Origin of the sequence: Pseudomonas sp. UBA6753 (assembly GCF_002453565.1) — a bacterium.
Classification (GTDB): domain Bacteria; phylum Pseudomonadota; class Gammaproteobacteria; order Pseudomonadales; family Pseudomonadaceae; genus Aquipseudomonas; species Aquipseudomonas putida_Z.
Genome location: NZ_DKHD01000003.1, coordinates 105,369 through 131,448, shown reverse-complemented (window position 1 = coordinate 131,448; position 26,080 = coordinate 105,369). Strand labels below are relative to the sequence as shown.

Annotated in this window: 25 protein-coding genes and 1 pseudogene; 15 read left to right on the top strand and 11 right to left on the bottom strand. The window is 63.7% G+C overall.

What is annotated here, in order from left to right:
• Window positions 1-83: 83 nt before the first annotated feature.
• Both rph and B2790_RS02325 read left to right on the top strand, forming a co-directional pair.
• Window positions 84-806 (top strand): ribonuclease PH, encoded by a 723-nt coding sequence (gene rph / locus B2790_RS02330; RefSeq protein ID WP_013974792.1) that lies wholly within the window; start codon window positions 84-86, stop codon window positions 804-806.
• Between the two features lie 23 nt (window positions 807-829).
• The gene (locus B2790_RS02325; protein ID WP_003258195.1) at window positions 830-1,198 is read left to right on the top strand and encodes a DUF4870 domain-containing protein; all 369 of its coding nucleotides are present in this window, start codon (window positions 830-832) and stop codon (window positions 1,196-1,198) included.
• A gap of 132 nt (window positions 1,199-1,330) precedes the next feature.
• Here B2790_RS02325 and B2790_RS02320 read toward each other — a convergent pair whose 3' ends face one another.
• Window positions 1,331-2,110, bottom strand: a complete 780-nt coding sequence (locus B2790_RS02320; protein WP_003253401.1) for an exodeoxyribonuclease III — start codon at window positions 2,108-2,110, stop codon at window positions 1,331-1,333.
• 80 nt (window positions 2,111-2,190) lie between these two features.
• Between B2790_RS02320 and pyrE the strand changes: the two genes are divergently transcribed.
• A complete protein-coding gene (gene pyrE / locus B2790_RS02315) occupies window positions 2,191-2,832 on the top strand; it encodes an orotate phosphoribosyltransferase (protein WP_003253405.1) in 642 nt (213 codons plus the stop codon).
• 180 nt (window positions 2,833-3,012) lie between these two features.
• Here pyrE and argB read toward each other — a convergent pair whose 3' ends face one another.
• The 4 genes and pseudogenes from argB to coaBC form a co-directional block, all read right to left on the bottom strand.
• Window positions 3,013-3,918 (bottom strand): acetylglutamate kinase, encoded by a 906-nt coding sequence (gene argB / locus B2790_RS02310; protein ID WP_003258198.1) that lies wholly within the window; start codon window positions 3,916-3,918, stop codon window positions 3,013-3,015.
• 30 nt (window positions 3,919-3,948) lie between these two features.
• Window positions 3,949-5,316, bottom strand: a pseudogene (locus B2790_RS02305) (phosphomannomutase/phosphoglucomutase); the annotation flags it as partial.
• A gap of 144 nt (window positions 5,317-5,460) precedes the next feature.
• Window positions 5,461-5,916 carry a dUTP diphosphatase gene (gene dut, locus B2790_RS02300; protein ID WP_015272329.1) on the bottom strand — a complete coding sequence of 152 codons (456 nt, stop codon included), beginning with the start codon at window positions 5,914-5,916 and terminating at the stop codon, window positions 5,461-5,463.
• 5 nt (window positions 5,917-5,921) lie between these two features.
• Complete coding sequence (coaBC, locus tag B2790_RS02295; protein ID WP_003253409.1) at window positions 5,922-7,133, bottom strand: bifunctional phosphopantothenoylcysteine decarboxylase/phosphopantothenate--cysteine ligase CoaBC; 1,212 nt, start codon at window positions 7,131-7,133, stop codon at window positions 5,922-5,924.
• Window positions 7,134-7,261: 128 nt separating this feature from the next.
• Between coaBC and radC the strand changes: the two genes are divergently transcribed.
• Window positions 7,262-7,942 (top strand): RadC family protein, encoded by a 681-nt coding sequence (gene radC, locus B2790_RS02290; protein ID WP_025341108.1) that lies wholly within the window; start codon window positions 7,262-7,264, stop codon window positions 7,940-7,942.
• 123 nt (window positions 7,943-8,065) lie between these two features.
• On the opposite strand, the gene B2790_RS02285 is transcribed toward radC, so the two are convergent.
• Window positions 8,066-9,673 carry an ABC transporter substrate-binding protein gene (locus B2790_RS02285; protein ID WP_286918164.1) on the bottom strand — a complete coding sequence of 536 codons (1,608 nt, stop codon included), beginning with the start codon at window positions 9,671-9,673 and terminating at the stop codon, window positions 8,066-8,068.
• Between the two features lie 361 nt (window positions 9,674-10,034).
• Between B2790_RS02285 and rpmB the strand changes: the two genes are divergently transcribed.
• Both rpmB and rpmG read left to right on the top strand, forming a co-directional pair.
• Entirely contained in the window at window positions 10,035-10,271 is a 237-nt protein-coding gene (rpmB, locus tag B2790_RS02280; RefSeq protein WP_003258972.1) for a 50S ribosomal protein L28, read from the top strand.
• Between the two features lie 10 nt (window positions 10,272-10,281).
• Window positions 10,282-10,437, top strand: a complete 156-nt coding sequence (gene rpmG, locus B2790_RS02275; protein WP_003253507.1) for a 50S ribosomal protein L33 — start codon at window positions 10,282-10,284, stop codon at window positions 10,435-10,437.
• 170 nt (window positions 10,438-10,607) lie between these two features.
• Here the strand turns inward: rpmG and B2790_RS02270 are convergent, their stop codons facing one another.
• Window positions 10,608-10,967 carry a cupin domain-containing protein gene (locus B2790_RS02270; RefSeq protein ID WP_085615957.1) on the bottom strand — a complete coding sequence of 120 codons (360 nt, stop codon included), beginning with the start codon at window positions 10,965-10,967 and terminating at the stop codon, window positions 10,608-10,610.
• A 196-nt stretch (window positions 10,968-11,163) separates the two neighbouring features.
• On the opposite strand from B2790_RS02270, the gene B2790_RS02265 reads away from it, so the two are divergent.
• On the top strand, window positions 11,164-12,657 hold the full coding sequence (locus tag B2790_RS02265; protein ID WP_013974786.1) for an aldehyde dehydrogenase: 1,494 nt from the start codon (window positions 11,164-11,166) through the stop codon (window positions 12,655-12,657).
• A gap of 201 nt (window positions 12,658-12,858) precedes the next feature.
• Window positions 12,859-13,998: an MFS transporter gene (locus tag B2790_RS02260; protein WP_286918163.1), complete on the top strand. Its 1,140-nt coding sequence runs from the start codon at window positions 12,859-12,861 to the stop codon at window positions 13,996-13,998.
• A gap of 120 nt (window positions 13,999-14,118) precedes the next feature.
• On the opposite strand, the gene B2790_RS02255 is transcribed toward B2790_RS02260, so the two are convergent.
• Complete coding sequence (locus tag B2790_RS02255) at window positions 14,119-15,675, bottom strand: phospholipase D family protein (RefSeq protein WP_286918162.1); 1,557 nt, start codon at window positions 15,673-15,675, stop codon at window positions 14,119-14,121.
• Window positions 15,676-15,735: 60 nt separating this feature from the next.
• Window positions 15,736-17,166 (bottom strand): PLP-dependent aminotransferase family protein, encoded by a 1,431-nt coding sequence (locus tag B2790_RS02250; protein WP_286918161.1) that lies wholly within the window; start codon window positions 17,164-17,166, stop codon window positions 15,736-15,738.
• Window positions 17,167-17,344: 178 nt separating this feature from the next.
• Here B2790_RS02250 and B2790_RS02245 point away from each other — a divergent pair, with 178 nt between their 5' ends.
• Complete coding sequence (locus B2790_RS02245) at window positions 17,345-17,575, top strand: DUF1127 domain-containing protein (protein WP_286918160.1); 231 nt, start codon at window positions 17,345-17,347, stop codon at window positions 17,573-17,575.
• 150 nt (window positions 17,576-17,725) lie between these two features.
• Here B2790_RS02245 and B2790_RS02240 read toward each other — a convergent pair whose 3' ends face one another.
• Window positions 17,726-19,018, bottom strand: a complete 1,293-nt coding sequence (locus tag B2790_RS02240) for an NAD(P)/FAD-dependent oxidoreductase (protein WP_286918159.1) — start codon at window positions 19,016-19,018, stop codon at window positions 17,726-17,728.
• 210 nt (window positions 19,019-19,228) lie between these two features.
• Between B2790_RS02240 and B2790_RS02235 the strand changes: the two genes are divergently transcribed.
• Window positions 19,229-19,582, top strand: coding sequence for a YkgJ family cysteine cluster protein (locus tag B2790_RS02235; protein WP_013974780.1), 354 nt, complete (start codon window positions 19,229-19,231; stop codon window positions 19,580-19,582).
• A 2-nt stretch (window positions 19,583-19,584) separates the two neighbouring features.
• On the opposite strand, the gene dadR is transcribed toward B2790_RS02235, so the two are convergent.
• A complete protein-coding gene (gene dadR, locus B2790_RS02230; protein WP_003258963.1) occupies window positions 19,585-20,073 on the bottom strand; it encodes a transcriptional regulator DadR in 489 nt (162 codons plus the stop codon).
• Window positions 20,074-20,229: 156 nt separating this feature from the next.
• Here dadR and dadA point away from each other — a divergent pair, with 156 nt between their 5' ends.
• The 5 genes from dadA to B2790_RS02205 all read left to right on the top strand — a co-directional run bounded on the left by dadA (window position 20,230) and on the right by B2790_RS02205 (window position 26,050).
• Window positions 20,230-21,534, top strand: a complete 1,305-nt coding sequence (dadA, locus tag B2790_RS02225) for a D-amino acid dehydrogenase (RefSeq protein WP_013974779.1) — start codon at window positions 20,230-20,232, stop codon at window positions 21,532-21,534.
• A gap of 148 nt (window positions 21,535-21,682) precedes the next feature.
• Window positions 21,683-22,756 (top strand): alanine racemase, encoded by a 1,074-nt coding sequence (alr, locus tag B2790_RS02220; protein WP_286918158.1) that lies wholly within the window; start codon window positions 21,683-21,685, stop codon window positions 22,754-22,756.
• Between the two features lie 109 nt (window positions 22,757-22,865).
• The gene (locus B2790_RS02215) at window positions 22,866-23,414 is read left to right on the top strand and encodes a cupin domain-containing protein (RefSeq protein ID WP_013974777.1); all 549 of its coding nucleotides are present in this window, start codon (window positions 22,866-22,868) and stop codon (window positions 23,412-23,414) included.
• Window positions 23,415-23,568: 154 nt separating this feature from the next.
• Complete coding sequence (locus B2790_RS02210) at window positions 23,569-23,973, top strand: c-type cytochrome (RefSeq protein WP_038408395.1); 405 nt, start codon at window positions 23,569-23,571, stop codon at window positions 23,971-23,973.
• Window positions 23,974-24,187: 214 nt separating this feature from the next.
• The gene (locus tag B2790_RS02205) at window positions 24,188-26,050 is read left to right on the top strand and encodes an acetyl-CoA hydrolase/transferase C-terminal domain-containing protein (protein ID WP_286918157.1); all 1,863 of its coding nucleotides are present in this window, start codon (window positions 24,188-24,190) and stop codon (window positions 26,048-26,050) included.
• The last annotated feature ends 30 nt before the right edge of the window (window positions 26,051-26,080 follow it).

Sequence of the window (26,080 nt, the reverse complement as noted above, 5' to 3'; positions counted from 1 at the left end):
GGGCGCGACAATAGGCATGTCTTCCCCGGGCCGTGGGCTCTATAATGCTCGGCAGATTCAAAGTCCCAGTACAGGTATCCCAGATGAAACGTCCAAGTGGTCGCGCCGCCGATCAGCTCCGCTCGATCCGCATCACCCGCAACTACACCAAGCACGCCGAAGGGTCGGTACTGGTCGAGTTCGGTGACACCAAGGTCATCTGCACGGTCAGCGTGGAAAACGGTGTGCCGCGCTTCCTCAAAGGCCAGGGCCAAGGCTGGCTGACCGCCGAATACGGCATGCTGCCGCGTTCCACCGGCGAGCGTAACCAGCGCGAAGCCAGCCGTGGCAAGCAGGGTGGCCGCACCCTGGAAATCCAGCGCCTGATCGGCCGTTCGCTGCGCGCCGCGCTGGACATGAGCAAGCTCGGTGACATCACCCTGTACGTCGACTGCGACGTGATCCAGGCCGATGGTGGCACCCGTACCGCGTCCATCACCGGTGCCATGGTCGCCCTGTGCGACGCCCTGGCGGTGATCAAGAAGCGCGGTGGCCTGAAGGCCGGCAACCCGCTCAAGCACATGATCGCCGCAGTGTCGGTGGGCATGTACCAGGGCGAAGCGGTGCTCGACCTGGACTACCTGGAAGACTCCGCCGCCGAAACCGACCTGAACGTGGTCATGACCAGCGCCGGTGGTTTCATCGAAGTGCAGGGTACTGCCGAAGGTGCGCCGTTCCAGCCTGAAGACTTCAACGCCATGCTCGCCCTGGCACAGAAGGGCATGAGCGAGATCTTCGAACTGCAGCAGGCGGCACTGGCCGACTGAACCCAGCCAGGGAGGTGCGGGGCATGAGCGAATCGAACCTGTCGATCACCCCGCCCAATGCCGAAATCCGGCAGTGGGCGATGTTCTGCCACCTCTCCGCGCTGCTGGGCCTGGTGGTGCCGCTCGGGCACTTGCTGGGCCCGCTGGTGCTGTGGCACCTCAAGCGCGAGCAAGACCCTTTCATCGACGCCCAGGGCAAAGAGGCGCTGAACTTTCAGATCAGCGTGACCATTGCCGGGTTCATCTGCTTCCTGCTGATGTTCGTGTTCATCGGGCTGGTGCTGTTCGCCATGCTGATGGTTGCGGTGATGATCCTGATCATCATTGCGGCTGTGCGGGCGAATGAGGGCAAGCCGTATCGTTACCCGATGATCTGGCGGCCGATCAAATAGCAGTTAGGGCCGCTCTGCGGCCCATCGCCGGCAAGCCAGCTCCCACAAGGATCACCACAGTTTTTGAAACCTGTGGTGTACCTGTGGGAGCTGGCTTGCCGGCGATGGGCTGCAAAGCAGCCCCAATCGCATTCAAATGGTCAACGTCCAGTCATAGTCGACAATCAGCGGCGCATGCTGGGAGAAGCGCGGCTGACGCGGCAGGCGGGCATTGCGCACGAAGCGGCGCAGGCCCGGGGTGAGGATCTGGTAGTCGAACCGGTAGCCCAGGTTGAGCATCTCGGCCTGCTCGTTGTCCGGCCACCAGCTGTACTGGTCGCCCTCACGGCTGACTTCGCGCAGGGCATCGACGTAACCCATCTCGCCAGTGATCGCGTCCATCCAGGCACGCTCCGGCGCCAGGAAGCCCGGCGACTGCTGGCTGTCACGCCAGTTCTTGATGTCGAGCTTCTGCTGCGCCACGTAGAACGAGCCGCAGTAGATGTATTCGCGACGCTTGCGACGCTGTTTGTCCAGGTACTTGGCGAAGTCGTCCATCAACTTGAACTTCTGGTTCAAGTCTTCGTCGCCGTTCATGCCCGAAGGCAGCAGCAGGCTGGCAATACTGACTTTGTCGAAATCTGCTTGCAGGTAACGCCCATAGCGGTCGGCTGTCTCGAAGCCCAGGCCGGTGATGACTGCCTTGGGCTGCATGCGCGAATACAGGGCCACACCACCTTGGGCAGGCACCTCCGCGTCGCAGGCATAAAGGAAATAGCCATCGAGCTGGAAAGCTGGGTCATCGAGTTCAAAGGCCGAGGCGCGGGTATCCTGAAGGCAGATGACGTCGGCATTCTGGGCTTGCAGCCAGCTGAGCAAACCACGCTCGGCCGCAGCCTGAATGCCATTTACGTTCACACTGATGATCCGCATAAATGGCCCCAAAAATCTCGTGCGTGTATGATACCCGAGCTCAACCCATTTAGCTAAATCCGTGGTGTCCGGGACTATCCATGCAGCCGTATCAGCGCGACTTCATCCGTTTTGCCATCGATCGCGGGGTACTGCGTTTCGGTGAATTCACCCTGAAATCGGGGCGTACCAGCCCGTATTTCTTCAATGCCGGCCTGTTCAACACCGGTTCCGCCCTGGCCGAACTGGGCCGTTGCTATGCCGCAGCCATCGTCGACAGCAAGATCCCGTTCGATGTGCTGTTCGGCCCGGCTTACAAAGGTATCCCGCTGGCAGCGACTACTGCGGTGGCCCTTGCCGATCAGCATCAGCTCGACGTGCCATGGTGCTTCAACCGCAAGGAAGCCAAGGACCACGGTGAAGGTGGCAGCCTGGTCGGTGCACCGCTGGCCGGTGATGTGCTGATCATCGACGACGTGATCACCGCCGGTACCGCCATTCGTGAGGTCATGCAGATCATCAATGCCCAGCAGGCCAAGGCCGCTGGCGTGCTGATCGCGCTGAACCGCGAAGAGCGCGGCAATGGCGAGCTGTCGGCTATCCAGGAAGTGGAGCGTGACTTCGGTATCCCTGTGGTCAGCATCGTTTCGCTGACCCAGGTGCTGGAGTTCCTGGCCGATGATCCACAGCTGAAGCAGCATCTGCCGGCTGTCGAGGCTTACCGGGCGCAGTACGGTATCTGATCCGGGCCCGGAAATGAAAAAGGCGACCTTCTTGTGAAGGTCGCCTTTTTTGTTTCTGTCTGCACCGGCCTCATCGCCGGCAAGCCAGCTCCCACAAATACCCCACAGGTTTCAAATCTTGTGGGATCTCTGTGGGAGCTGGCTTGCCGGCGATAGGGCCAGTGCAGGCTAACCAACCAATCAGCGCTGCTTGCGGTTGGTAATCAGGGTACCCACGCCGCTGTCGGTGAAGATCTCCAGCAGCACCGCATTCGGCACACGGCCGTCGATGATGTGCGAGCTGTTGACACCGCCCTGCACCGCATCCAGCGCGCACTTGATCTTCGGCAGCATGCCGCCGTAGATGGTGCCGTCGGCGATCAGTTCATTGACCTGCTCGGTGGTCAGGCCGGTCAGTACCTCGCCCTGCTTGTCCATCAGGCCGGCGATGTTGGTCAGCAGCATCAGCTTCTCGGCCTTCAGCGCCTCGGCTACCTTGCCCGCCACCAGGTCGGCGTTGATGTTGTACGACTCACCGTTGGCACCCACGCCGATCGGCGCGATCACCGGGATGAAGTCGCCCTTCACCAGCATGTTCAGCAGGTCGGTGTTCACACTCACCACTTCGCCAACGTGGCCGATGTCGATGATTTCCGGGGTGGTCATCTCGGGCGTCTGGCGGCTGACGGTCAGCTTGCGGGCGCGGATCAGCTCCGCGTCCTTGCCGGTCAGGCCGATTGCGCTGCCGCCGTGGCGGTTGATCAGGTTGACGATGTCCTTGTTGACCTGGCCACCCAGCACCATCTCCACCACGTCCATGGTCGCCGAGTCGGTGACGCGCATGCCGTCGATGAAGTGGCTTTCGATCGACAGGCGCTTGAGCAGGTCGCCGATCTGCGGGCCACCACCGTGGACCACCACCGGGTTGATGCCCACAGCCTTCATCAGCACGATGTCACGGGCGAAGCCGGTCTTGAGCTCCTCGCTCTCCATCGCGTTGCCGCCGTACTTGATCACCAGGGTCTTGCCGACAAAGCGGCGGATGTAAGGCAGTGCTTCGGACAAAACCTCGGCTACATGGGAAGCGGCATCGCGATCGAGGGTCATGCAGGGCTCCTGTAAGGAACAGATAGTCGGTCAGAACGGCAGTTGCAGCTCAGGCTCAACCCGCAGCAACTGAGTACGGAAAACATCCTTGATACGTTGCAATTCGGCGTCGCTGTCGGCCTCGAAGCGCAGCACCAGCACCGGGGTGGTGTTGGAGGCGCGAACCAGGCCCCAGCCGTGCGCGTAATCCACCCGCACACCGTCGATGGTGGTCAGGTTGGCTTCGCCCCAGTCGGCGTCGCGTTGCAGTGCATCAATGATGCTGAATTTACCCTCGTCGGTCACATCAATATTGATTTCCGGCGTGGAAATATCGTTCGGGAACGCGGCGAACAGGTTTTCGGCGCTCTGCCCGGCCTTGCTGAGGATCTCCAGCAGGCGCACGGCGCTATAGATGCCGTCGTCGAAACCGTACCAGCGTTCCTTGATGAAGATGTGACCGCTCATCTCGCCGGCCAGCAGCGAGCCGGTCTGCTTCATCTTCTTCTTGATCAGCGAGTGACCGGTCTTCCACATCAGAGCGCGGCCGCCGTGCTGCTCGATCAGCGGGGTCAGGCGACGGGTGCATTTGACGTCGAAGATGATCTCGGCGCCCGGGTTGCGCGACAGCACGTCCTGGGCAAACAGCATCAGCAGGCGGTCGGGGTAGACGATGCTGCCGGTGTTGGTCACCACGCCGACGCGGTCGCCGTCACCGTCGAAGGCCAGGCCGATATCGGCGCCGGTTTCCTTGACCTTGGCGATCAGGTCTTCGAGGTTTTCCGGCTTGCCCGGGTCCGGATGGTGGTTGGGGAAGTTGCCGTCGACTTCGCAGAACAGCGGGATCACTTCGCAGCCCAGGGCTTCGATCAGTTGCGGCGCGACCACGCCGGCGGCACCGTTGCCGCAGTCCACGACCACCTTGAGCTTCCTGGCCAGCTTCACGTCCTCGACGATCTGCTGGAAGTAGCGGTCAAGGATCTCGACCTTTTCCACGCGGCCTTCGGCGCGGGTCAGGTCGTTGGTTTTCAGGCGCGTCAGCAGGGCCTGGATCTGTTCGTTGGCCAGGGTATCGCCAGCGATGACGATCTTGAAGCCGTTGTAGTCCGACGGGTTGTGGCTGCCGGTCAGCATCACACCGGACTTGCCGGCCAGCACGTTGGCTGCGTAGTACAGCGCCGGGGTGGGTACCAGGCCGACGTCGCTGACTTGGCAGCCGGCATCGACCAGGCCCTTGATCAGCTGTTCGACCAGCATCGGGCCGGACAGGCGGCCATCGCGGCCGACCGAAACCTGCGGTTCGCCCTGGGCCAGGCTCTGCGCGCCGATGGCGCGGCCGATCCAGTAGGCGGTTTCGGCGTGAAGGGTTTTGCCGACCACGCCGCGAATGTCATACGCGCGGAAAATGCTGTCTGGCAGTGCGGCGGGTACCAGGTGGGCCATGTCGTTCATCTCTGGAAGCTCCATTAGTCAAAGGCTTTCTGGGCAGGCGCAAACTGAACGCTTGGACGGTGGTTTCGCCAGAGAGTTCGCCATCCTTGGCCTGAACGGTCATTTCTCGGCTCAGTGGCTGCCGGAATGGCCGAAGCCGCCAGCACCGCGCTGGCTTTCATCGAACGCTTCGACGATATCGAAATGGGCCTGTACCACCGGTACCAGCACCAGCTGGGCAATGCGCTCGCCAACGGCGATGGTGAACGGGGTGTTGCCGCGGTTCCAGCACGACACCATCAACTCGCCCTGGTAGTCCGAGTCGATCAGCCCGACCAGGTTGCCCAGCACGATGCCGTGCTTATGGCCCAGGCCCGAGCGCGGCAGGATTACCGCCGCCAGGCCCGGGTCGCCGATGTAGATCGACAGGCCGGTGGGGATCAGCAGGGTCTGGCCTGGTTCGAGGACGGTGTCTTCCTTGAGCAGGGCGCGCAGGTCCAGGCCGGCGGAGCCGGGGGTGGCGTACTGCGGCAGGGGGAATTCGGTACCCAGGCGTGGGTCGAGGATCTTGGCTTGAAGAGCGTGCATGTAACTTATTGAACCTGATTGAGCCGTTCGGCGATGAAGGCGACCAGTTGCCGGGCAATCTTGCCCTTGCTGGTCTGCGCGAAGAGGGTCTGGTGCTGCTGGCGGTCGATCACGGTCAAGGCGTTTTCCTCGCTGTTGAAGCCGATGCTGGGGTTGGCCACATCATTGGCGACGATCAGGTCGAGGTTCTTGTCCTTGAGCTTGCGCGTGGCGTAATCGAGCAAGTGTTCGGTCTCGGCGGCGAAACCGACGCTGAACGGGCGGTCGGCGCGGCCAGCGATGGTGGCAAGGATATCGGGATTGCGCACCATCTGCAGCAGCATGCCGTCGCCGGTCGTAGGATCTTTCTTCAATTTTTGCGTGGCAACGACTTCCGGGCGGTAGTCCGCAACCGCCGCAGAGGCGATGAACAGGTCGCACGGCATGGCCGCTTCACAGGCCGCGAGCATGTCCCGCGCGCTGACCACGTCGATACGGCTGACCCGATCGGGGGTCGGCAGGTGCACCGGGCCAGTGACGAGGGTGACCCGAGCCCCGGCTTCGGCGGCCGCTTCAGCCAGGGCGAAGCCCATCTTGCCGGAGCTATGATTGGTGATGTAGCGCACCGGGTCGATGTTTTCCTGGGTCGGGCCGGCGGTGATCAGTACGTGCTTGCCGGTCAGTGCCTGGCGCTTGAAGCTTTCCGCGGCACACCAGGCCAGGTCGGTGGCTTCGAGCATGCGGCCCAGGCCGACATCGCCACAGGCCTGGCTGCCGGACGCCGGGCCGAACACCTGGATGCCACGGCTCTTGAGCAGTTCGAGGTTGGCCTGGGTGGCCGGGTCGCGCCACATGGCCTGGTTCATGGCCGGGGCCACGGCAACGGTGGCATCGGTAGCCAGCACCAGGGTGGTCAGCAGGTCGTCGGCCATGCCTTGGGCCATGCGCGCCATGAGGTCGGCGGTGGCCGGGGCGATCAGCACCAGGTCGGCCCATTTGGCCAGTTCGATGTGGCCCATGGCCGCTTCGGCGGCAGGGTCGAGCAGGTCCATGTGCACCGGGTGGCCCGACAGCGCCTGTAGGGTCAGCGGGGTGATGAACTCTGCACCACCACGGGTCATGACGACGCGCACCTGCGCGCCGTGCTCCAGGAGTCGGCGAATCAGTTCGGCGCTTTTGTAGGCGGCAATGCCGCCACCCACGCCGAGAACGATGCGCTTGCGATACAGCCGCTGCATAGGCTTGCCTTTTTCCAGTGAGAGCGGGCGACGACGTTTGAAAATGCCTGCGGCAGAACGTCGCATGTACGAGGCGAAATAGATTAACACAGGGCCGAAATGGGCCGCAGCAAGGGCAGAGGGACGGGATGAATATCAGGGAGTGGCCGGCTGAAGAGCGGCCGAGGGAGAAGTTGCTGCAGCGTGGGGCTGGAAGCCTGACGGACGCGGAATTGCTGGCTGTATTTCTCGGCTCAGGTGTGCGTGGGCGCAATGTCGTGGAGCTGGCGCGAGGTCTGCTCGTGAAGTTCGGGGGTTTGCGCCAGTTGCTGGAGGCCGACCGTGAGGCTTTCGTCGGCGAGCTTGGGTTGGGCCCGGTGAGGTTCAGCCAGCTGCAGGCGCTGCTGGAGATCGGGCGCAGGCACCTTGCAACTTCGATTGAGCGTGAATCCGCGATGGACAGCCCGGCAACGGTGAGGCGCTATTTGAAAGCGATGCTGCGACATGAAGTCAGCGAGGTGTTCGGATGCCTCTTTCTCGATACCAAGCACAGGCCGTTGGCGTTTGAGATTCTCTTCCGAGGCACGATAGATCGGGCCAGCGTCTACCCGCGGGAAGTGGTGCGGCGGGCATTGCTGCATAACGCAGCGGCCTTGATCCTGTGCCACAACCACCCCTCGGGCAACAGTGAGCCCAGCCAGGACGATGTGCACTTGACCCTGTCGTTGAAGCGGGGGCTGGCGTTGATCGATGTGCGGGTGCTGGATCACATCATCATCGGTGACGGGGAGCCGCTGTCGATGGTCGAGCATGGGTGGATTGTGGCTTAGGCACTTGTGCTGCCTGTCCCGGCCCTTTCGCGGGCTCGCCCGCTCCCACAGGTATCGTGCCAACCTTGAGTGTTGTGCTGTCCCTGTGGGAGCGGGCAAGCCCGCGAAGAGGCCGGTGCAGGCTTACTTGTTCACTGACACCTTGCTGAAATCCAACCGCCCGAACGGGCTCACCTGGTACCCCTCGACCCCTTGGCGCAGCAGGGTCGCCGCCGTCGGGTGCGCCAGCGGCACCCACAGCGCCTGCTGCTGGATCAGCGTCTGTGCCTGCTGGTAAAGCCGGCTGCGCACGCTCTGGTCGTTGGTGGTGCGTCCGGCGCTGATCAGCTGGTCCAGGCGGCTGTCGCAGAAGCGTGCGAAGTTGGTCCCCGACTGCACCGCCGCGCAGGAAAACTGCGGGCTGAGGAAGTTGTCCGGGTCGCCGTTGTCACCCGCCCAACCCATGAACAGCAGGTCATGCTCGCCCGCCTTGGCGCGGCGGATCAGCTCGCCCCACTCGATCACGCGGATCTCGGCCTTGATGCCAATCTTGGCTAGGTCGGCCTGCAGCATCTGCGCACCGAGGCTGGGGTTGGGGTTGAGCAGGCTGCCCGACGGGCGGGTCCAGATCGTGGTGCTGAAGCCCTCGGCCAGGCCGGCCTTGGTCAGCAGGGACTTGGCTTTCTTCAGGTCCAGCGGGTAGCCGGGCAGGTCCTTGGCGTAGCTCCAGGTGTTGGGCGGGTAGGGGCCGTTGGCGGCCACCGCGGAGTCTTCGAACACGGCCTTGAGGTAGGCCTGCTTGTCGAAGGCCAGGTTGATGGCCTGGCGCACTTCCGGCTTGTCCAGCGGCGGGTGCTGGCTGTTGATGGCGACGAAGGCGGTCATGAACGCCGGGGTGGTGACCACCTTGAGGTTGCCGTCCTTGCCGGCTTCGGCGATGTCCAGCGGCTTGGGCGACAACGCGACTTGGCACTCGCCGCGCTTGAGCTTCTGCAGGCGCACGTTGGCATCGGTGGTGATGGCGAAGATCAGCGGGTCGACCGCCGGCTTGCCGGCGAAGTAGTCGGGGTTGGCGCGGTAGCGCACCACGGCGTCCTTCTGGAAACGCTGGAAGATGAATGGCCCGGTGCCGATCGGCTGACTATTGAGCTTCTCCGGCGTGCCGGCCTTGAGCAGTTTGTCGGCGTACTCGGCGGAGTAGATCGAGGCGAAGCCCATGCTCAGGGTGGCCAGGAAGGTGGCGTCCGGGTGGCTGAGGGTGAAGCGCACGGTGTTCGGTGCCGGCGCCTCGATCGCCTTGATCAGGCTGCCCAGTTGCAGCGACTGGGCATGCGGGTAGCCGCCCGGCGCGGTCTTGTGCCAGGCATGGGCGGGGTAGAGCATGCGCTGGAAGCTGAACAGCACATCGTCGGCGTTCAGTGCGCGGCTTGGCTTGAAGTAGGCGGTGGTGTGGAATTTCACGTCATCGCGCAAGGTGAAGTCGTAGATCAGGCCGTCGGCCGATACCGTCCAGCTGGCCGCCAGGCTCGGCACCACCTTGCCTTGCGCCGCGTCGAACTCCACCAGGCGGTTCATCAGCACATCGGCCGTGGCGTTGGTGGTGGTCAGCGAGTTGTACTGCACCACGTCGAAGCCTTCGGGGCTGGCCTCGCTGCAGACGCTCAGCGGGGCGGCCTGGGCAACGCCGGCGGCGAACAGGGTGCCTGCGGCGAACAAGGAGTTGAACAATAAGGAAAGGGCGGCAGCACGCATAGTGGCTCCTTGGCTGTCAGTGGCCCATCTGCCAGTGCAGTCTGGAAAAGGCCTACCCTAGTGTGCCCGTCGGGAAATGACCACACCCTTTTTTACAAAATTGGCGACGGGCGGTCGACGGCTGGCGGGGCCTGCCGCTATGCTGGCCCGGCGCGTTCCGGCTCGCGACAATGTGCATCTAATGTTGTTGCGGCCAAGTCTTTCTGGTATAAAGCAGCGCTCTTTTCTAGGGGCTCGGCCTGTCGCATCAGCGGATCCGGTCGATAAGACCTCCAGAATCACGGCGCCTAGGCGCCAAAGACTGAGAGATTAAGCGGCCAACCCATGCCGGGTTGGGCATGTGGTTTTAGAGGGCTGAGTCATGTCGAGAGTCTGTCAAGTTACTGGTAAGGGTCCAGTAACCGGGAACAACATTTCCCACGCAAACAACAAAACCCGTCGTCGTTTCCTGCCGAACCTGCAGCACCACCGTTTCTGGGTTGAATCCGAGAAGCGTTTCGTGCGTCTGCGCGTATCTGCCAAAGGCATGCGCGTTATTGACAAGCGTGGTATCGACGTAGTGCTGGCCGAGCTGCGCGCTCGCGGCGAAAAGTTCTAAGGAGAACGTCATGCGTGAATTGATCCGTCTGGTTTCGAGTGCTGGCACTGGCCACTTCTACACCACCGACAAGAACAAGCGCACCACTCCGGACAAAATCGAGATCAAGAAATACGATCCGGTTGTTCGCAAGCACGTGGTGTACAAGGAAGCCAAGATCAAGTAATTGATCGGCGACCTGAAAAAAACCCGCGTCCGAAAGGACGCGGGTTTTTTTATGCCTGTTCGGGCCTCTTCGCGGGCTTGCCCGCTCCCACAGGGATTTCACTGCTCTCAGGGGCTGTGATGTACCTGTGGGAGCGGGCAAGCCCGCGAAGAGGCCGGCACAGCCTCAAATCATTTCTGCTCGAACATCACATAGATCTTGCGGCAAGGCTCCAGCACCTCCCAGGTGCCCTTGAAGCCGGCCGGGATGACAAACCGATCACCGGCACGCAGGGTCTTGGCTCCGCCATCCTGGTCACGCAGCACCGAAACGCCCTGGACGATCTCGCAGTACTCATGCTCGGTGTAGTTCACCGTCCACTGCCCCACCTCGCCTTCCCACACGCCCGCGGCAAACTGCCCGCAGGGGCTGGAATAATGGTTGTAGACCGCCTGGTCGGGCTCGCCCTTGAGGATTTTTTCCGCCGCCGGGCGGTAGCGTTCGGCCTCGGTAATGACCTGCGCGAAGTCGATGATGCTTTCGATGCTCATGGTTCGGCTCCTGTTGTTGTTTAATAAAATGCACATGAGTAGGCTTTTGAGCCATTCGTGTCAAATATATTGATAGTTTACACGGGCTGGTTTAGGGTGTCGGTAGCTAAAATGCCCTCGACGCTTGGGCAGAATTCTGACAACGCCTGTGAGTCCTCAGTGCGGCGTTGCACCTATACAAGAGGAGGAGTTTCGTATGACCACCCTGACTCGTGCGGACTGGGAACAACGTGCCCAGCAACTGAAGATCGAAGGCCGTGCCTTCATCAACGGCGAATACACCGATGCCGCATCCGGTGAAACCTTCGAGTGCCTGAGCCCGGTCGACGGACGCTTCCTGGCCAAGGTTGCCAGCTGCGACCTGGCCGATGCCAACCGCGCTGTGGAAAACGCCCGTGCCACCTTCAACTCCGGCGTGTGGTCGCAGCTGGCCCCGGCCAAGCGCAAGGCCAAGCTGATCCGCTTCGCCGACCTGCTGCGCAAGAACGTCGAAGAGCTGGCGCTGCTGGAAACCCTGGACATGGGCAAGCCGATCGGCGACTCCTCCAGCATCGACGTACCTGGCGCGGCCAATGCCATTCACTGGACTGCCGAAGCCATCGACAAGGTCTACGACGAAGTCGCCCCGACCCCGCATGACCAGCTCGGCCTGGTCACCCGCGAAGCGGTGGGTGTGGTCGGTGCCATCGTACCGTGGAACTTCCCGCTGCTGATGGCTTGCTGGAAGCTCGGCCCGGCCCTGGCCACCGGTAACTCGGTAGTGCTCAAGCCGTCCGAAAAATCGCCGCTGACTGCCATTCGTATTGCCCAGTTGGCCATCGAAGCCGGTATCCCGGCTGGCGTGCTGAACGTGCTGCCAGGCTACGGCCACACCGTGGGCAAGGCCCTGGCCCTGCACATGGACGTCGACACCCTGGTATTCACCGGTTCGACCAAGATCGCCAAGCAGCTGATGGTTTACGCGGGCGAATCGAACATGAAGCGCATCTGGCTGGAAGCCGGTGGCAAGAGCCCGAACATCGTCTTCGCTGACGCTCCGGACCTGCAAGCTGCCGCCGAAGCTGCCGCCAGCGCCATCGCCTTCAACCAGGGCGAAGTGTGCACCGCCGGCTCGCGCCTGCTGGTCGAGCGTTCGATCAAGGACAAGTTCCTGCCGATGGTGGTCGAGGCCCTGAAAGGCTGGAAGCCAGGCAACCCGCTGGACCCACAGACCACTGTCGGTGCCCTGGTCGACACCCAGCAGATGAACACCGTGCTGTCGTACATCGAGGCTGGCCACAAGGACGGCGCCAAGCTGCTGGCCGGCGGCAAGCGCACCCTGGAAGAAACCGGTGGCACCTATGTCGAGCCGACCATCTTCGACGGCGTGACCAACGCCATGAAGATCGCCCAGGAAGAAATCTTCGGCCCGGTGCTGTCGGTGATCGCCTTCGATACCGCCGAAGAAGCCGTCGCCATTGCCAACGACACGCCGTATGGCCTGGCCGCTGGCATCTGGACCTCGGACATCTCCAAGGCCCACAAGACCGCCCGTGCCGTGCGCGCTGGCAGCGTCTGGGTCAACCAGTACGACGGCGGCGACATGACCGCGCCGTTCGGTGGCTTCAAGCAGTCGGGCAACGGCCGTGACAAGTCGCTGCATGCGCTGGAGAAGTACACCGAGCTGAAGGCGACCTGGATCAAGTTGTAATCCCAGGGGGCCGCGTTGCGGCCCAATCGCCGGCAAGCCAGCTCCCACAAGTTACTCGCAGCCCTTGAGGCCAGTGCCGTACCTGTGGGAGCTGGCTTGCCGGCGATGGGCTGCACAGCAGCCCCAAAAATAGCCGGGTCGGCTCACGCTGCCCCGGCTTCGTCGTTTTTGCTGTTCAAGAATTCTGCCTGGGAGGCTGCAATGCGTTGGGGTACCTACTTCGCCGTACTGGCATCGGTGCTAAGCGTCGGGCTGGCACTCGGCGTGAGCATGCCGCTGGTATCCCTGCGCCTGGAGGCCTGGGGCTACGGCAGCTTCGCCATCGGCGTGATGGCCGCGATGCCGGCGCTGGGCGTGCTGGTAGGTGCCAGCCTGGCCAGCCGCCTGGCCGGCTGGGTCGGCGTGCCCTCGGCCATGCGCCTGTGCCTGTGGGGCGGGGCGCTGTCGATTGGCCTGGTCGCACTGCTGCCCAGCTACCCGCTGTGGCTGCTGTTGCGATTGCTGATCGGTATGTCGCTGACCGTGGTGTTCATACTCGGCGAAAGCTGGATCAACCAGCTGGTGGTCGAGCAATGGCGCGGCCGCCTGGTGGCGCTGTATGGCAGCAGCTATGCCCTCAGCCAGCTGGCCGGGCCGCTGGTGCTGGGCTTTCTCGGCTCGGATGACGACTTCGGCTTCTTGGCCGCCACCGGCCTGCTGCTGGTGGCGCCGCTGATTCTTCTGGGCCGTGGCGGGGCACCCAGCACAGAGGCCTGCAGCGTCACCTTCGGCGATCTGTTTGCCTTCTGCCGGCGCTTGCCGGTGATCGCCTGGGCCATTGCCCTGTTTGCCTCGTTCGAAGCAATGATCCTGACCTTGTTGCCGGTGTATTGCCTGCAACAGGGCTTCAGCACCGAAATCGCCCTGTTCATGGTCAGTACCGTGGTGGTGGGCGATGCGGTGCTGCAACTGCCCATCGGTGCGCTGGCCGACCATATGTCGCGGCGCGCCCTGTTCACCGGCTGTGCGGTGACCCTGCTGGTATCCAGCCTGGCGATTCCGTTGCTGCTGCATACACCGGCGATCTGGCCGCTGTGGGTGCTGTTCGGGGCCAGTGCGGGGGGCTTGTTCACCTTGTCGCTGGTGCTGATTGGTGAGCGCTACCGGGATGATGCGCTGGTACGGGCCAACGCCCATGTGGCGCAGCTGTGGGGTATTGGCTGCCTGCTTGGGCCGCTGCTGGCCGGGGCAGGCAGCCAGTGGATCAGCGGGCATGCGTTGCCGTTGCTGATGGCGGCGGGGGCTGCGGGGTTGGTGGTGTTGACCCGGCGGCGCGGGGCCTTCGAGCCTGCCTCTGCCTGATGGTTCTTTGGGGCCGCTTTGCGGCCCATCGCCGGCAAGCCAGCTCCCACAGGTTCTCCATAGGCCTTGAATGCTGTGCGGTGCCTGTGGGAGCTGGCTTGCCGGCGATGAGGCCATCAGCTACAACATCTTCTCCAGCCCTACCGCCTTGCTGATCCAGGCATTGAACCGCCGCCACATCCCGCCCGGTTCGGATGTAAGCATGCGCCGCCTGCCATTTTCCTCGGTCACCCACACCATCTGGTTACCCACCAGCGTCGGCTGATAGCTCAAGGCCGGGGCCATGCCCTGTACCGCTAGCGCGCGGGTGTACTCGGCCAGCTCCGGGCTGTCCACCAGTACCCCGACCTCGGTATTCCACAACACCGAACGCGGGTCGAAATTGAACGAGCCGATGAAGGTCTTGCGCCGGTCGAACACGATCGCCTTGCTGTGCAGGCTCGAGTCCGAACTGCCATGGAAGCTCAAGCTGTGCCGGGCGCTGGGGTCGCCGGGTTGGCGGCGCAGCTCGTACAGCTGCACGCCATGCTCCAGCAGCGCCCGCCGATACGGCGCATAGCCGCCATGCACTGCCGGCACGTCGGTGGCTTCCAGCGAGTTGGTCAGCAGTTTGACCGAAATACCCGCGTCGGCGCTGTGGGTCAGGTACAGCAGGCCGGACTCGCCGGGTACGAAGTACGCCGATACCAAGATCAGCTCGTGTTGCACCTTGCTCAAGTCAGGGGCCAGTTGCTGGGTCAGCAGCAGTTGCGGGTCCGGTTCGTCATCGGCCAGCACCTTGCTCGGCGCATCCCATAGCGCCTGGGCATGGGCCCAGATAAGCTCGTTGCGCCACACATCCAGGCGCGGCTGCGACTGGTAGGCCATCAAGCGGTCATACAGGGCTTTGCGCTGGGTCCTGGCTTCGGCGAGTGAAATTTCCAGGCGGTGGCGGCTGGCGCGCAGGTCGCTGGCATCCGGGTCGCGCCAGAGAAAGTCGGTAATCGGCCGGCTCAGGGCGCTGTTCCAGTACTGGTCGAAGCTGTGGCCGAGCTGTTCGGCCACCGGGCCGACGCCCAGCAAGTCGATGTCGGTGAAGTTGAGGTTGGGTTCGGCATCGAAATACTCATCGCCCAGGTTGCGCCCGCCGACGATGGCCATGCTGTTGTCCACCAGGAACAGCTTGTTGTGCATGCGTCGGTGCTGGCGCGACAGGTTGAACAGGCGGCCCACTGCGCGCGTCACGCCGGTGCTGCGGCCCAGGTGCAGCGGGTTGAACACGCGTATCTGAATGTTCGGGTGGGCATCGAGGGTGCCCATGATGACGTCCAGGCCGTCAATGGTAGTGTCGTCGAGCAGGATGCGCACGCGCACGCCACGGTCGGCGGCGCGCAGCAGTTCATGCACCAGGGCGCGGGTGCTGAGGCCATCGTGGACGATGTAGTACTGCAGGTCGATGCTCGCCTGGGCGTTGCGGATCAGTTCGGCACGGGCGCGGAACGCCTCGTTGCTGTTGGGCAGCAGGCGAAAGCCCGAGCGGCCGTCGTACGGCGCGGCCTGGCGCAGAACCGAGCGGCCGAAGGCCGAGTCGTTGGCGGGTAACGCCTGGCTGGTTTCGCGGGGCGTGCCGACGCTGGCGCAGCCGGCAAGGCCGAGCAGTAGCACCAGCAGCAGAGGCAGGGCTCGCTGGAGTCTCAAGGGTGGATCGTCCTGTGCAGCAAAGGCTTGATAGGTTGGACCGTGGCGGGCGGCGCAAAGTTACGCGCCGGCGCTTTCTTCATCCAGTAGACGAAGGGCGGTTTCACCAACCTTGCGCACGGCGGCTTCGATCTGCGGCGTCGGCCGCGCGGCGAAGTTCATGCGCAGGCAGTGGCGGAACTTGCCCGAGGCCGAGAAGATGCTGCCCACGGCAACCTGTACGTCCTGCTCCAGTAAAGACCGGTTCAGGCGCAGCGTATCGAAATGTTCGGGTAATTCCACCCACAGCATGAAGCCACCTTGCGGCCGGCTGACCCGGGTGCCCGCCGGGAAGTAGCGGGTTACCCAGTCGCTCATCAGGTCGCGGCCACGCTGGTACTGGCTGCGCATGCGCCGCACGTGGGGTTGGTAGTGCCCGCCGGCGATGAAGTCGGCAATGGCCAACTGCGGCTGGCTGGCCGTGCTGCCGGTGCTGATGTACTTCATGTGCAGCACCCGCTCCAGGTAACGACCGGGTGCCACCCAGCCTATCCGCAGGCCGGGGGCGAGGGTCTTGGAGAACGAACTGCAAAGCAGCACGCGGCCGTCGTCGTCAAACGACTTGAGGGTGCGTGGGCGCGGGTAGGTGTAGGCCAGGTCGCCGTACACATCATCTTCGAGGATCGCCACGTCGTAGCGCTGTGCCAGGCTCAGCAGGGCTTTCTTGCGGGCCTCGGGCATGATGTAGCCGAGCGGGTTGTTGCAGCTGGGGGTGATCTGGATGAGCTTGATCGGCCACTGCTCCAGGGCCAGCTCCAGCGCCTCCAGACTGATACCAGTGACCGGGTCGGTGGGGATTTCCAGGGCTTTCATGCCCAGGCCCTTGAGGGTCTGCATGGCGCCGTGGAAGCTTGGGGAGTCGACCGCGACGATATCGCCCGGCTCGCACACCGCGCGAATGCTGCATGACAGCGCCTCATGGCAGCCGGTGGTTATCACCAGGTCGCCCGGGCCCAGGCGGCAGCCGGAGTCGAGCGTCAGCCGGGCCACCTGTTCGCGCAGGGCCAGGTTGCCGTGGATGTTGTCGTAGTAGAGGCCGGGCATGTCCTGCCGCCGGCTCAGCTGGGCGAGGCTGCGCAGCAGTGGCTTGAGGGTTGGGCTGTCGATGTCGGGCATGCCGCGGCCGAGCTGGATCACGCCTTGGCGTGGGGTGCTGCGCACCAGTTCCAGCACCTGCTCCCATTGCGAGATGTCTACCGGGCGCTGGGCCGGGCGGCTGACGGCGGGCAGGGCTGGCAGGTGGCGGTGGTCGTTGACGAAGTAGCCAGACTTGGGCCGGGGCGAAACCATGCCGCTGTCTTCCAGCATGCGGTAGGCCTGCTGCACGGTGCTCAGGCTGACCCCGTGCTCCACACTCAGGGCGCGCACTGACGGCAGGCGCTGGCCGGGGCGGTAGAGGCCCTGTTCAATGCGCGCACCGAGCAGCTCGGCGAGGTTCAGGTAAAGGGTCACGGCATACTCCTTCGCTGCAATAGCGTGGTGACCGGTACAGTTGCGCTGAAAATACAGCATTCAGTCGGCCTGCGGCCAATTCTGTATGGGAATAATAAGGCTGTATTGGATCTGTATTGCCGGTGCTGTCGACGCGCATGCTTTCTCCACGGTATCAACTGAACGAGAGGATGCGGTGATGGGTGGCATGAGCGATGTGCGCTTGCAACTGTTGGCCAAGGAACTGGAGGCCGGGCAGCAAGCCAAGGTGTTCAGCGCGCCGGAAGGGTTGGGGCGTTGGGGGCTGATGCTGCATCGCTGGCACACCCGCAGGGCGCTGCTGCAGTTGACCGATGACGAGTTGCGCGATGTCGGGCTGAGCTGGGAGCAGGCCCGGACCGAGGGGCGTAAGCCCTTCTGGAAGGACTGAAGCTCATACCGGTTTTTGAAGCCTGTACAGTCCCTGTGGGAGCGGGCGTGTCGAGGCGTCGAACCGCCGCGAAACAGGCGACGCGGTGGCTGGCACCGGCTTCGCCGGTGTTCGCGGGCATGCCCGCTCCCACAGGGCAGGTGCGGTGGCTCAGATCAGCTCTTTCAGGCGATGCCACAGCATCCCCAACGCCAGCAGCGGCGAGCGCAGGTGCTTGCCGCCGGGGAAGGTGATGTGTGGCACCTTGGCAAACAGGTCGAAACGCCCGCTTTCCTGGCCGCTGATGGCCTCGCCGAGCAGGCGTGCAGCCAGGTGGGTGGCGTTGAGCCCATGGCCGGAGTAGGCCTGGGCGTAATACACGTTCGGCTGGCTGGCCAGGCGGCCAACCTGTGGCAGACGGTTGGCGCCGATGCCGATCATGCCGCCCCACTGGTAGTCGATGCGCACGTCGGCCAGCTGCGGGAAAACCTTGAGCATCTTTGGCCGCATGTAGGCGGCGATGTCCTTCGGGTCGCGGCCTGAATAGTGGCAGGCACCGCCGAACAACAGGCGCTGGTCGGCGGACAGGCGGTAATAGTCCAGCGCCACCCGCTGGTCACACACCGCCATGTTCTGCGGCAGCAGCGAACGGGCACGTTCCTCGCCCAGCGGCTCGGTGGCGATGATGTAGCTGCCGGCTGGCAGCACCTTGCCGCCCAGTTCGCGGTTGAGGTCGTTGTGGTAGGCGTTGCAGCACAGCACCAGGGTTTTGGCGCGTACCCGGCCCTGGGCGGTGTGTACCTGTACTTCCGGGCCGTAGTCGATGCGTGTGACCTCGGACTGCTCGAACAGCTTCACGCCCAGGCGGCTGGCCACTGCAGCCTCACCCAGGGCCAGGTTGAGCGGGTGCAGGTGCCCGGAGCCCATGTCGACCAGCCCGCCGACATAGCAGTCGGCACCGACCACGCTGTGGATATCGTCCTTGCCGACCAGGCGCAGTTCATGTGCGTAGCCAAGGCTGCGCAGTTCTTCAGCATCCTCCGCAAAGCCCAGCAGCTCGGCGGGTTTGTTGGCCAGGTCGCAGTAACCCCAGGTCAGGTCGCAGGCGATGGCATGCCTTTCGACGCGCTCGCGGACGATCTGCACCGCTTCCAGGCCCATCAGTTTCAGGCTGAGCACGCCTTCCTCACCGATGACCGGGAGGAATTGTTCCAGGCCGTGGCCGACGCCACGGATCAGTTGCCCACCATTGCGCCCGCTGGCGCCCCAACCGAGCTTGCGCGCTTCCAGCAGGATGACCGAGAAGCCGCGTTCGGCCAGTTCGATGGCGGTGTTCAGGCCCGAGTAGCCGCCGCCGACGATGCACACGTCGGCGCTGTGCTCGCCTTGCAGGAAGGAGTGGTCGGGGTGTGGCGCGCTGCTGGCGGCGTAGTAGGAGGCGGCGTGCTGCGCGCTGTGGATCATTGGGCAGGTCCTGAGGCTGGTGGGCTGAGGGGGAGGAGGATAAGCCGGGGTAGGGTGGTGGGCAACAAGGCGAGGGCTGCGCCCTCGTTCGCGGGCTTGCCCGCTCCCACAGGTGCTCCACAATTTTGAGATGGGTGGGTTACCTGTGGGAGCGGGCAAGCCCGCGAATGGGCCTATAATCTGGCCAATTTCCTAGTTTTGAACCCAGCCATGTCCTGCAACCGCCACAAGATCCACTTCCTGCGCGAACTCATTCCTTCCTTCGAGTGCGAGCCCGGCTGCCACGACTGCTGCGGCCCGGTCACCACTTCGGCGGAAGAAATGGCCCGCCTGCCGCGCAAGTCCCAAGCCGAGCAGGACGCCGCCCTGGAGCGCCTGGACTGTGTGCACCTGGGCCCCAACGGCTGCACGGTGTATGAAGAGCGCCCGATGATCTGCCGCCTGTTCGGCACCACCCCGCGCCTGGCCTGCCCGCGTGGCCGTGGCCCTGAACAGATGATCGAGCCCGCTGCCGAGCAGTTGGTCCACCAGTTCATTGCCACCACCCGCCAGGTGCTGGTCTGACTTCAGTCCGGGATCGGCAGGCAAAGGCTCTCCTTCACCTCTTCCATCACGATGTAGCTCTTCGATTCGCGCACGTGCGGCAGCTTCAACAGGATGTCGCCGAGCAGCTTGCGGTACGAGGCCATCTCGGAAATACGCGCCTTCACCAGGTAGTCGAAGTCGCCTGAAACCAGGTGGCATTCCAGTACGTGGGGCAGTTTCAGCACCGCGCGGCGGAACTCCTCGAAGGTGTCGCCCGATTTGTAGTCCAGGCTGATTTCCACGAACACCAGCAGGCTGCCCTTGAGGTGCTGCGGGTTCAGGCGGGCGTTGTAGCCCATGATGATGCCCTCGCGCTCCAGGCGGCGGACCCGCTCGGTGCAAGGGGTGGTGGAAAGCCCAACTTTCTCGCCCAGTTCGGTGAAGGAAATACGCCCGTCATTCTGCAGGATACGCAGGATGTTACGGTCGATCTTGTCCAGTTCACGCTTGCTCTGGTGCTGGGTTCTCATAGGGGATGCCCCTCCGTGAAAGGCGATTTTGCCGAGAATTCTCGCCAATAATAGGCTTTTATATAGTGAATTGCACTGCCTTCAAATTCCTATACTGCGCGCATTCATGCCATTTCAATAAAAGTCTGCGGCGCGCCGCGTGCGAGGGATAAAACGATGCGAGTTCTGGTACTTGGTAGCGGTGTGATCGGAACCGCCAGTGCCTACTATCTGGCCCGGCAAGGTTTCGAAGTAACGGTGGTCGATCGCCAGCCGGCGGTGGCCATGGAAACCAGCTTTGCCAACGCAGGCCAGATCTCGCCCGGCTATGCCTCGCCCTGGGCCGCCCCAGGCGTGCCGCTGAAGGCCATCAAATGGCTGCTGGAGCGCCACGCGCCCCTGGCCATCAAGCTCACCGGCGACGTCGACCAGTACCTGTGGATGGCACAGATGCTGCGCAACTGCACCGCCAGCCGTTACGCGGTGAACAAGGAGCGCATGGTGCGCCTGTCCGAGTACAGCCGTGACTGCCTCGACGAATTGCGCGCCGAAACCGGCATCGCCTACGAAAACCGCAGCCTGGGCACCACCCAGCTGTTCCGTACCCAGGCCCAGGTGGATGCCGCGGCCAAGGACATTGCCGTGCTGGAGCAGTCCGGTGTGCCTTACGAGTTGCTCGACCGCGACGGCATTGCCCGCGTCGAACCGGCCCTGGCTGGCGTCAAGGACATCCTGGCCGGCGCCCTGCGCCTGCCAAACGACCAGACTGGCGACTGCCAGCTGTTCACCACCAAGCTTGCCGAAATGGCCGTGAAGCTGGGCGTGGAGTTCCGCTTCGGCCAGGACATCCAGCGCCTGGACTTCGCGGGTGACCGCATCAATGGCGTATGGATCGACGGCAAGCTGGAAACCGCCGACCGTTACGTGCTGGCGCTGGGCAGCTACTCGCCGCAGATGCTCAAGCCGCTGGGCATCAAGGCCCCGGTGTACCCGCTGAAGGGCTACTCGCTGACCGTGCCGATCACCAACGCCGACATGGCCCCGACCTCGACCATTCTCGACGAGACCTACAAGGTCGCCATTACCCGTTTCGACAACCGTATCCGCGTCGGCGGTATGGCTGAAATTGCCGGTTTTGACCTGTCGCTGAACCCGCGTCGGCGCGAAACGCTGGAGATGATCGTCAACGACCTTTATCCTCGCGGCGGTGATCTGAGCCAGGCCAGCTTCTGGACCGGCCTGCGCCCGGCGACCCCGGACGGCACGCCGATCGTCGGTGCCACGGCGTTCCGCAACCTGTTCCTGAACACCGGTCACGGTACTTTGGGCTGGACCATGGCGTGCGGCTCCGGTCGCCTGCTGGCCGACCTGATTGCGCGCAAGAAGCCGCAGATCAGTGCCGAAGGCCTGGACATTTCCCGTTATGGCAACAGCCCGGAAGTGGCCAAGCACGGGCAGACTGCGCCGGCTCACCAGCAGTAAGTTCGCCTGTACCGGCCTCTTCGCGGGCTCGCCCGCTCCCACAGGAACACCACAGATGTTGAAAACTGTGCAGTACCTGTGGGAGCGGGCGAGCCCGCGAAGAACCCAACACCGTTTTCAACCTGTGAACCACCATAAGGCAGCCGCCATGCGTCCCGCCCGCGCCCTGATCGACCTCCAGGCCCTGCGCCACAACTACCGTCTGGCCCGTGAACTGACCGGTGCCAAAGCCCTCGCCGTGATCAAGGCCGACGCCTACGGCCACGGCGCCGTGCGCTGTGCCCTGGCCCTGGAGGCCGAAGCCGACGGCTTTGCCGTGGCCTGCATCGAAGAAGCGCTGGAGCTGCGCGCCGCCGGTATCAAGGCCCCGGTGCTGCTGCTGGAAGGCTTCTTCGAAGCCAGCGAACTGGCCCTGATCGCCGAGCACGACCTGTGGTGCGTGGTGCACTCGCTGTGGCAACTGGAAGCGATCGAAAAGACCCAGCTGCACAAGCCGCTAAACGTCTGGCTCAAGCTCGACAGCGGCATGCACCGCGTCGGCCTGCACCCCAAGGACTACCACGAGGCCTACCAGCGCCTGCTGGCCAGCGGCAAGGTCGCGCGCATCGTGCTGATGAGCCACTTCGCTCGCGCCGACGAACTGGATGCCGACGCTACCGCCCAGCAGATCGCCGTGTTCGAGGCCGCTCGCCAGGGGCTGGCCGCCGAGTGCAGCCTGCGCAACTCCCCCGGTGTGCTGGGCTGGCCGCAGGCCCCCAGCGACTGGGTGCGCCCGGGCCTGATGCTGTACGGTGCCACACCGTTCGAAGTGGCCCAGGCCGAGGCCGAGCGCCTGCAACCGGTGATGACCCTGCAATCGCGGGTGATCAGCGTACGCGAACTGCCCGCCGGCGAGCCGGTGGGTTATGGCGCCAAGTTCGTCAGCCCACGGCCAACCCGCGTTGGTGTGGTTGCCATGGGCTATGCCGATGGCTATCCGCGCCAGGCGCCCAACGGTACCCCGGTGCTGGTCGCCGGCAAGCGCACCCAACTGATCGGCCGGGTGTCGATGGACATGCTCAGCATCGACTTGACCGATGTGCCGGAAGCCACCGTCGGCAGCCCCGTCGAACTGTGGGGCAAGCATGTGCTGGCCAGTGAAGTGGCTGCGCACGCGGGTACCATTCCGTACCAGATTTTCTGCAACCTGAAGCGGGTACCTCGGGACTACGTCGGCGAATGACACGCTGAAGCGGACAGGTTGAGGGGCGGTGTGTTGTAAATACTGAACGGCATTGCCATGATATCGTTCACATCCACCCCCCTTTCCACCGTTTCAGGAGGCTCCAGCTTTGGACGTCGGCGAACGACTGCAAGCCATCCGCAAGCTCAAGGGCCTGTCCCAGCGTGAACTCGCCAAGCGTGCCGGCGTGACCAACAGCACCATCTCGATGATCGAGAAGAACAGCGTGAGCCCGTCGATCAGCTCGCTGCGCAAGGTGCTGAGCGGCATTCCCATGTCCATGGTCGAGTTCTTCTCGGTCGAACTGGAACCTGAAAGCCCCACGCAGATCGTCTACAAGGCTCATGAGCTGATCGATATCTCCGACGGTGCGGTGACCATGAAGCTGGTCGGCAAGTCGCACCCCAACCGTGCCATCGCCTTTCTCACCGAGGTGTATCCACCGGGTGCCGACACGGGGGCCGAAATGCTTACCCACGACGGCGAAGAAACCGGCATCCTGCTCGAAGGCCGCCTGGAGCTGGTGGTCGGCAACGAGATCTTCATCCTTGAAGAGGGCGACAGCTACTACTTCGAAAGCACCCGCCCGCACCGCTTTCGCAACCCGTTCGACCGCCCGGCACGGCTGATCAGTGCGGCGACGCCTTCAAACTTTTGATCCAGCGCAGTGCATTGATTCGGCAATACCCCTTTCCTGTGTGGGGTCGTTTCACGGCCTCTGGGTTCCCGCTATACTTTTCAACGCTCGCCAATCCGTGGCCGCGAGCGTGATTAGCCACCATGAGGGTGTTCGCGTGAACCAAATCAAGAAGATGCTGGCCGTACCAGCAGCCGTATTCGCCCTCTGGGCAATGAGCGCAACCGCTGCGACCAATGATGACATCGCCAAGCGCCTGGAGCCGGTTGGCCAGGTGTGCGTCCAGGGCCAAGAGTGCAAAGGCATGGAAGTGGCCGCCGCCGCAGGTGGCGGTGGTGCCAAGACGCCGGACGAGATCATCGCCAAGCACTGCAATGCCTGCCATGGCTCCGGCCTGCTCGGCGCACCGAAGATTGGCGATACCGCGGCGTGGAAGGAACGCGCCGACCACCAGGGCGGCCTGGACGGCATCCTGGCCAAGGCCATTACCGGCATCAACGCCATGCCACCGAAGGGCACCTGCGCGGACTGCTCGGATGACGACCTGAAAGGGGCGATCAAGAAAATGTCCGGGCTGTGAGAAACAGCTGAATTGCATGAGGCCCGCCATTGATGGCGGGCTTTGTTTTTATGGTGCCTGTGCGGGCTTGCCCGCTCCCACAGGTTGTCACGGGACCTGTCGGCAGCGGTGTTCCTGTGGGAGCGGGCAAGCCCGCGAAGAGGCCGGCACAGGCAACCAAATACTTCAGGCCCATGTCCAACCCCTGAACCCATGGATGTCTCAGGAGGCCCCGATGCACCTCTGCTCCATCGACCAGGCCGTCGAGCAAGTCCTGTCGCGCCTGCCAGCCCACATCCACATGGGCCTGCCGCTGGGCCTGGGCAAGCCCAACGCCTTCGTCAATGCGCTTTACGCCCGCATCCGCGAGCTGCCCGAACGGCAGCTGACCATCTACACGGCCCTGTCCCTCGGCCGCCCACCACTGGGAGATGGCCTGCAGCGGCGCTTTCTCGAGCCCTTCGTCGAGCGCGTCTTCGCCGACCATGAAGAACTCACGTACCTCGCCGACCTGCGCAACGACAGCCTGCCGCCGAACATCCGCGTCGAGCAGTTCTTCATGCAGCCCGGCAGCCTGCTGCACAGCGCGTCGGCCCAGCAGAGCTACATCAGCAGCAACTACAGCCACGCCGCACGCGACATCAACGCCAAGGGCCTGAACCTGATCGCGCAGCTGGTGGCCGCCACCCCCGAGAGGCCGGTGCACCTGAGCCTGGCCTGCAACCCCGACATCACCCTCGACCTGCTGCCGATGATCGCCAAGCGCCGCGCCGCCGGCGAGACCATCCTCATGCTCGGCCAGGTGCATGCCGAGCTGCCTTACATGCCGGGTGACGCCGAGCTACCCATCGATACGTTCGACCTGCTGATCGATACAGCCGAGCAACGCCGCCTGTTCTCCACGCCGAACATGCCGGTCAACACCCAGGACCACTGCATCGGCCTGCACGCCAGCAGCCTGGTTCGCGACGGCGGCACGCTACAGATCGGCATTGGTGCCATGGGCGATGCGGTAGCTGCCGCATTGCTGGCGCGCCAGGGTGACAACGCCGGTTATCGTGCCGTGCTCGACGCGCTGGGTGCCGGCTCGTGGCAAGCGCTGATCGAACGGGAAGGGGGCCTGGATACCTTCGCCCAAGGCCTGTACGGCTGCAGCGAGATGTTCGTCAACGGCTTGCTGGCGCTGGCCGAAGCGGGCCTGTTGCGGCGCCCGGCGGACGAGCAGGTGGCGGCAGTGCTGCATGGCGGTTTCTTCCTCGGCCCCCAGGCGTTCTACCAGCGCTTGCGCGACATGCCGCTGGAACAGCGCGCACGGTTTGCCATGACCCGTATCAGCTTCATCAACGAGCTGTACGGGCAGGAGGAGCTCAAGCGCCGCCAACGCCGTGATGCGCGCTTCATCAATACCGTATTCGGCATGACCCTGCTCGGCGCCGGGGTGGCCGACCAGCTGGAGGATGGCCGGGTACTCAGTGGCGTGGGCGGGCAGTACAACTTCGTCGCCCAGGGCCATGCGCTGGAGGGCGGGCGTTCGATCCTGCTGCTGCGCAGCTGGCGTGAGGCGGGCGGGGAGGTGACCTCGAACCTGTTCTGGAACTATGGTCATTGCACCATCCCCCGGCACCTGCGCGATATCGTGGTGACCGAGTACGGCATCGCCGACCTGCGTGGGCAGACCGACAGCGAGGTGATTGCGCGGTTGCTGGCGGTATGTGATTCGCGGTTCCAGCAGGGGCTGATCGAGCAGGCAAAGGATGCCGGCAAGCTGGCCAGGGATTTTCAACTCGAGGCGTGCTTTACCGACAATACGCCGCAGCGGCTGGAGGCGATCAGGGCGCGGCACTCGCGGTTGTTCCCGGAGTATCCGCTGGGCACGGACTTTACGGCTGAAGAGCGGGATTTGCTGCGGGCACTGAACTGGTTGAAGAGCAAGTTCAAGCTGAGCGAGGTGCTGGAGCTGGGCAAGGCAGCGCTGGATGCGCCGGGGCCGGAGGGGTATGCGAGGCATCTTGCGCGGATGCAACTGGATCAGCCGCAGGGGCTGAAGGAAGAGCTTTACCAGCGGTTGTTGCTGGCGGGGTTGGCGGCTGCCAGGTAGAGAGGGTTGAGGCCATTCGCGGGCATGCCC

Excerpts from the sequence above, each read along its gene's own strand:
- rph (WP_013974792.1), top strand. The coding sequence starts at position 84 with ATGAAACGTCCAAGTGGTCGCGCCGCCGATCAGCTCCGCTCGATCCGC.
- B2790_RS02325 (WP_003258195.1), top strand. The coding sequence starts at position 830 with ATGAGCGAATCGAACCTGTCGATCACCCCGCCCAATGCCGAAATCCGG.
- B2790_RS02320 (WP_003253401.1), bottom strand. The coding sequence starts at position 2,110 with ATGCGGATCATCAGTGTGAACGTAAATGGCATTCAGGCTGCGGCCGAG.
- pyrE (WP_003253405.1), top strand. The coding sequence starts at position 2,191 with ATGCAGCCGTATCAGCGCGACTTCATCCGTTTTGCCATCGATCGCGGG.
- argB (WP_003258198.1), bottom strand. The coding sequence starts at position 3,918 with ATGACCCTCGATCGCGATGCCGCTTCCCATGTAGCCGAGGTTTTGTCC.
- dut (WP_015272329.1), bottom strand. The coding sequence starts at position 5,916 with ATGCACGCTCTTCAAGCCAAGATCCTCGACCCACGCCTGGGTACCGAA.
- coaBC (WP_003253409.1), bottom strand. The coding sequence starts at position 7,133 with ATGCAGCGGCTGTATCGCAAGCGCATCGTTCTCGGCGTGGGTGGCGGC.
- radC (WP_025341108.1), top strand. The coding sequence starts at position 7,262 with ATGAATATCAGGGAGTGGCCGGCTGAAGAGCGGCCGAGGGAGAAGTTG.
- B2790_RS02285 (WP_286918164.1), bottom strand. The coding sequence starts at position 9,673 with ATGCGTGCTGCCGCCCTTTCCTTATTGTTCAACTCCTTGTTCGCCGCA.
- rpmB (WP_003258972.1), top strand. The coding sequence starts at position 10,035 with ATGTCGAGAGTCTGTCAAGTTACTGGTAAGGGTCCAGTAACCGGGAAC.
- rpmG (WP_003253507.1), top strand. The coding sequence starts at position 10,282 with ATGCGTGAATTGATCCGTCTGGTTTCGAGTGCTGGCACTGGCCACTTC.
- B2790_RS02270 (WP_085615957.1), bottom strand. The coding sequence starts at position 10,967 with ATGAGCATCGAAAGCATCATCGACTTCGCGCAGGTCATTACCGAGGCC.
- B2790_RS02265 (WP_013974786.1), top strand. The coding sequence starts at position 11,164 with ATGACCACCCTGACTCGTGCGGACTGGGAACAACGTGCCCAGCAACTG.
- B2790_RS02260 (WP_286918163.1), top strand. The coding sequence starts at position 12,859 with ATGCGTTGGGGTACCTACTTCGCCGTACTGGCATCGGTGCTAAGCGTC.
- B2790_RS02245 (WP_286918160.1), top strand. The coding sequence starts at position 17,345 with ATGGGTGGCATGAGCGATGTGCGCTTGCAACTGTTGGCCAAGGAACTG.
- B2790_RS02240 (WP_286918159.1), bottom strand. The coding sequence starts at position 19,018 with ATGATCCACAGCGCGCAGCACGCCGCCTCCTACTACGCCGCCAGCAGC.
- B2790_RS02235 (WP_013974780.1), top strand. The coding sequence starts at position 19,229 with ATGTCCTGCAACCGCCACAAGATCCACTTCCTGCGCGAACTCATTCCT.
- dadR (WP_003258963.1), bottom strand. The coding sequence starts at position 20,073 with ATGAGAACCCAGCACCAGAGCAAGCGTGAACTGGACAAGATCGACCGT.
- dadA (WP_013974779.1), top strand. The coding sequence starts at position 20,230 with ATGCGAGTTCTGGTACTTGGTAGCGGTGTGATCGGAACCGCCAGTGCC.
- alr (WP_286918158.1), top strand. The coding sequence starts at position 21,683 with ATGCGTCCCGCCCGCGCCCTGATCGACCTCCAGGCCCTGCGCCACAAC.
- B2790_RS02210 (WP_038408395.1), top strand. The coding sequence starts at position 23,569 with ATGCTGGCCGTACCAGCAGCCGTATTCGCCCTCTGGGCAATGAGCGCA.
- B2790_RS02205 (WP_286918157.1), top strand. The coding sequence starts at position 24,188 with ATGCACCTCTGCTCCATCGACCAGGCCGTCGAGCAAGTCCTGTCGCGC.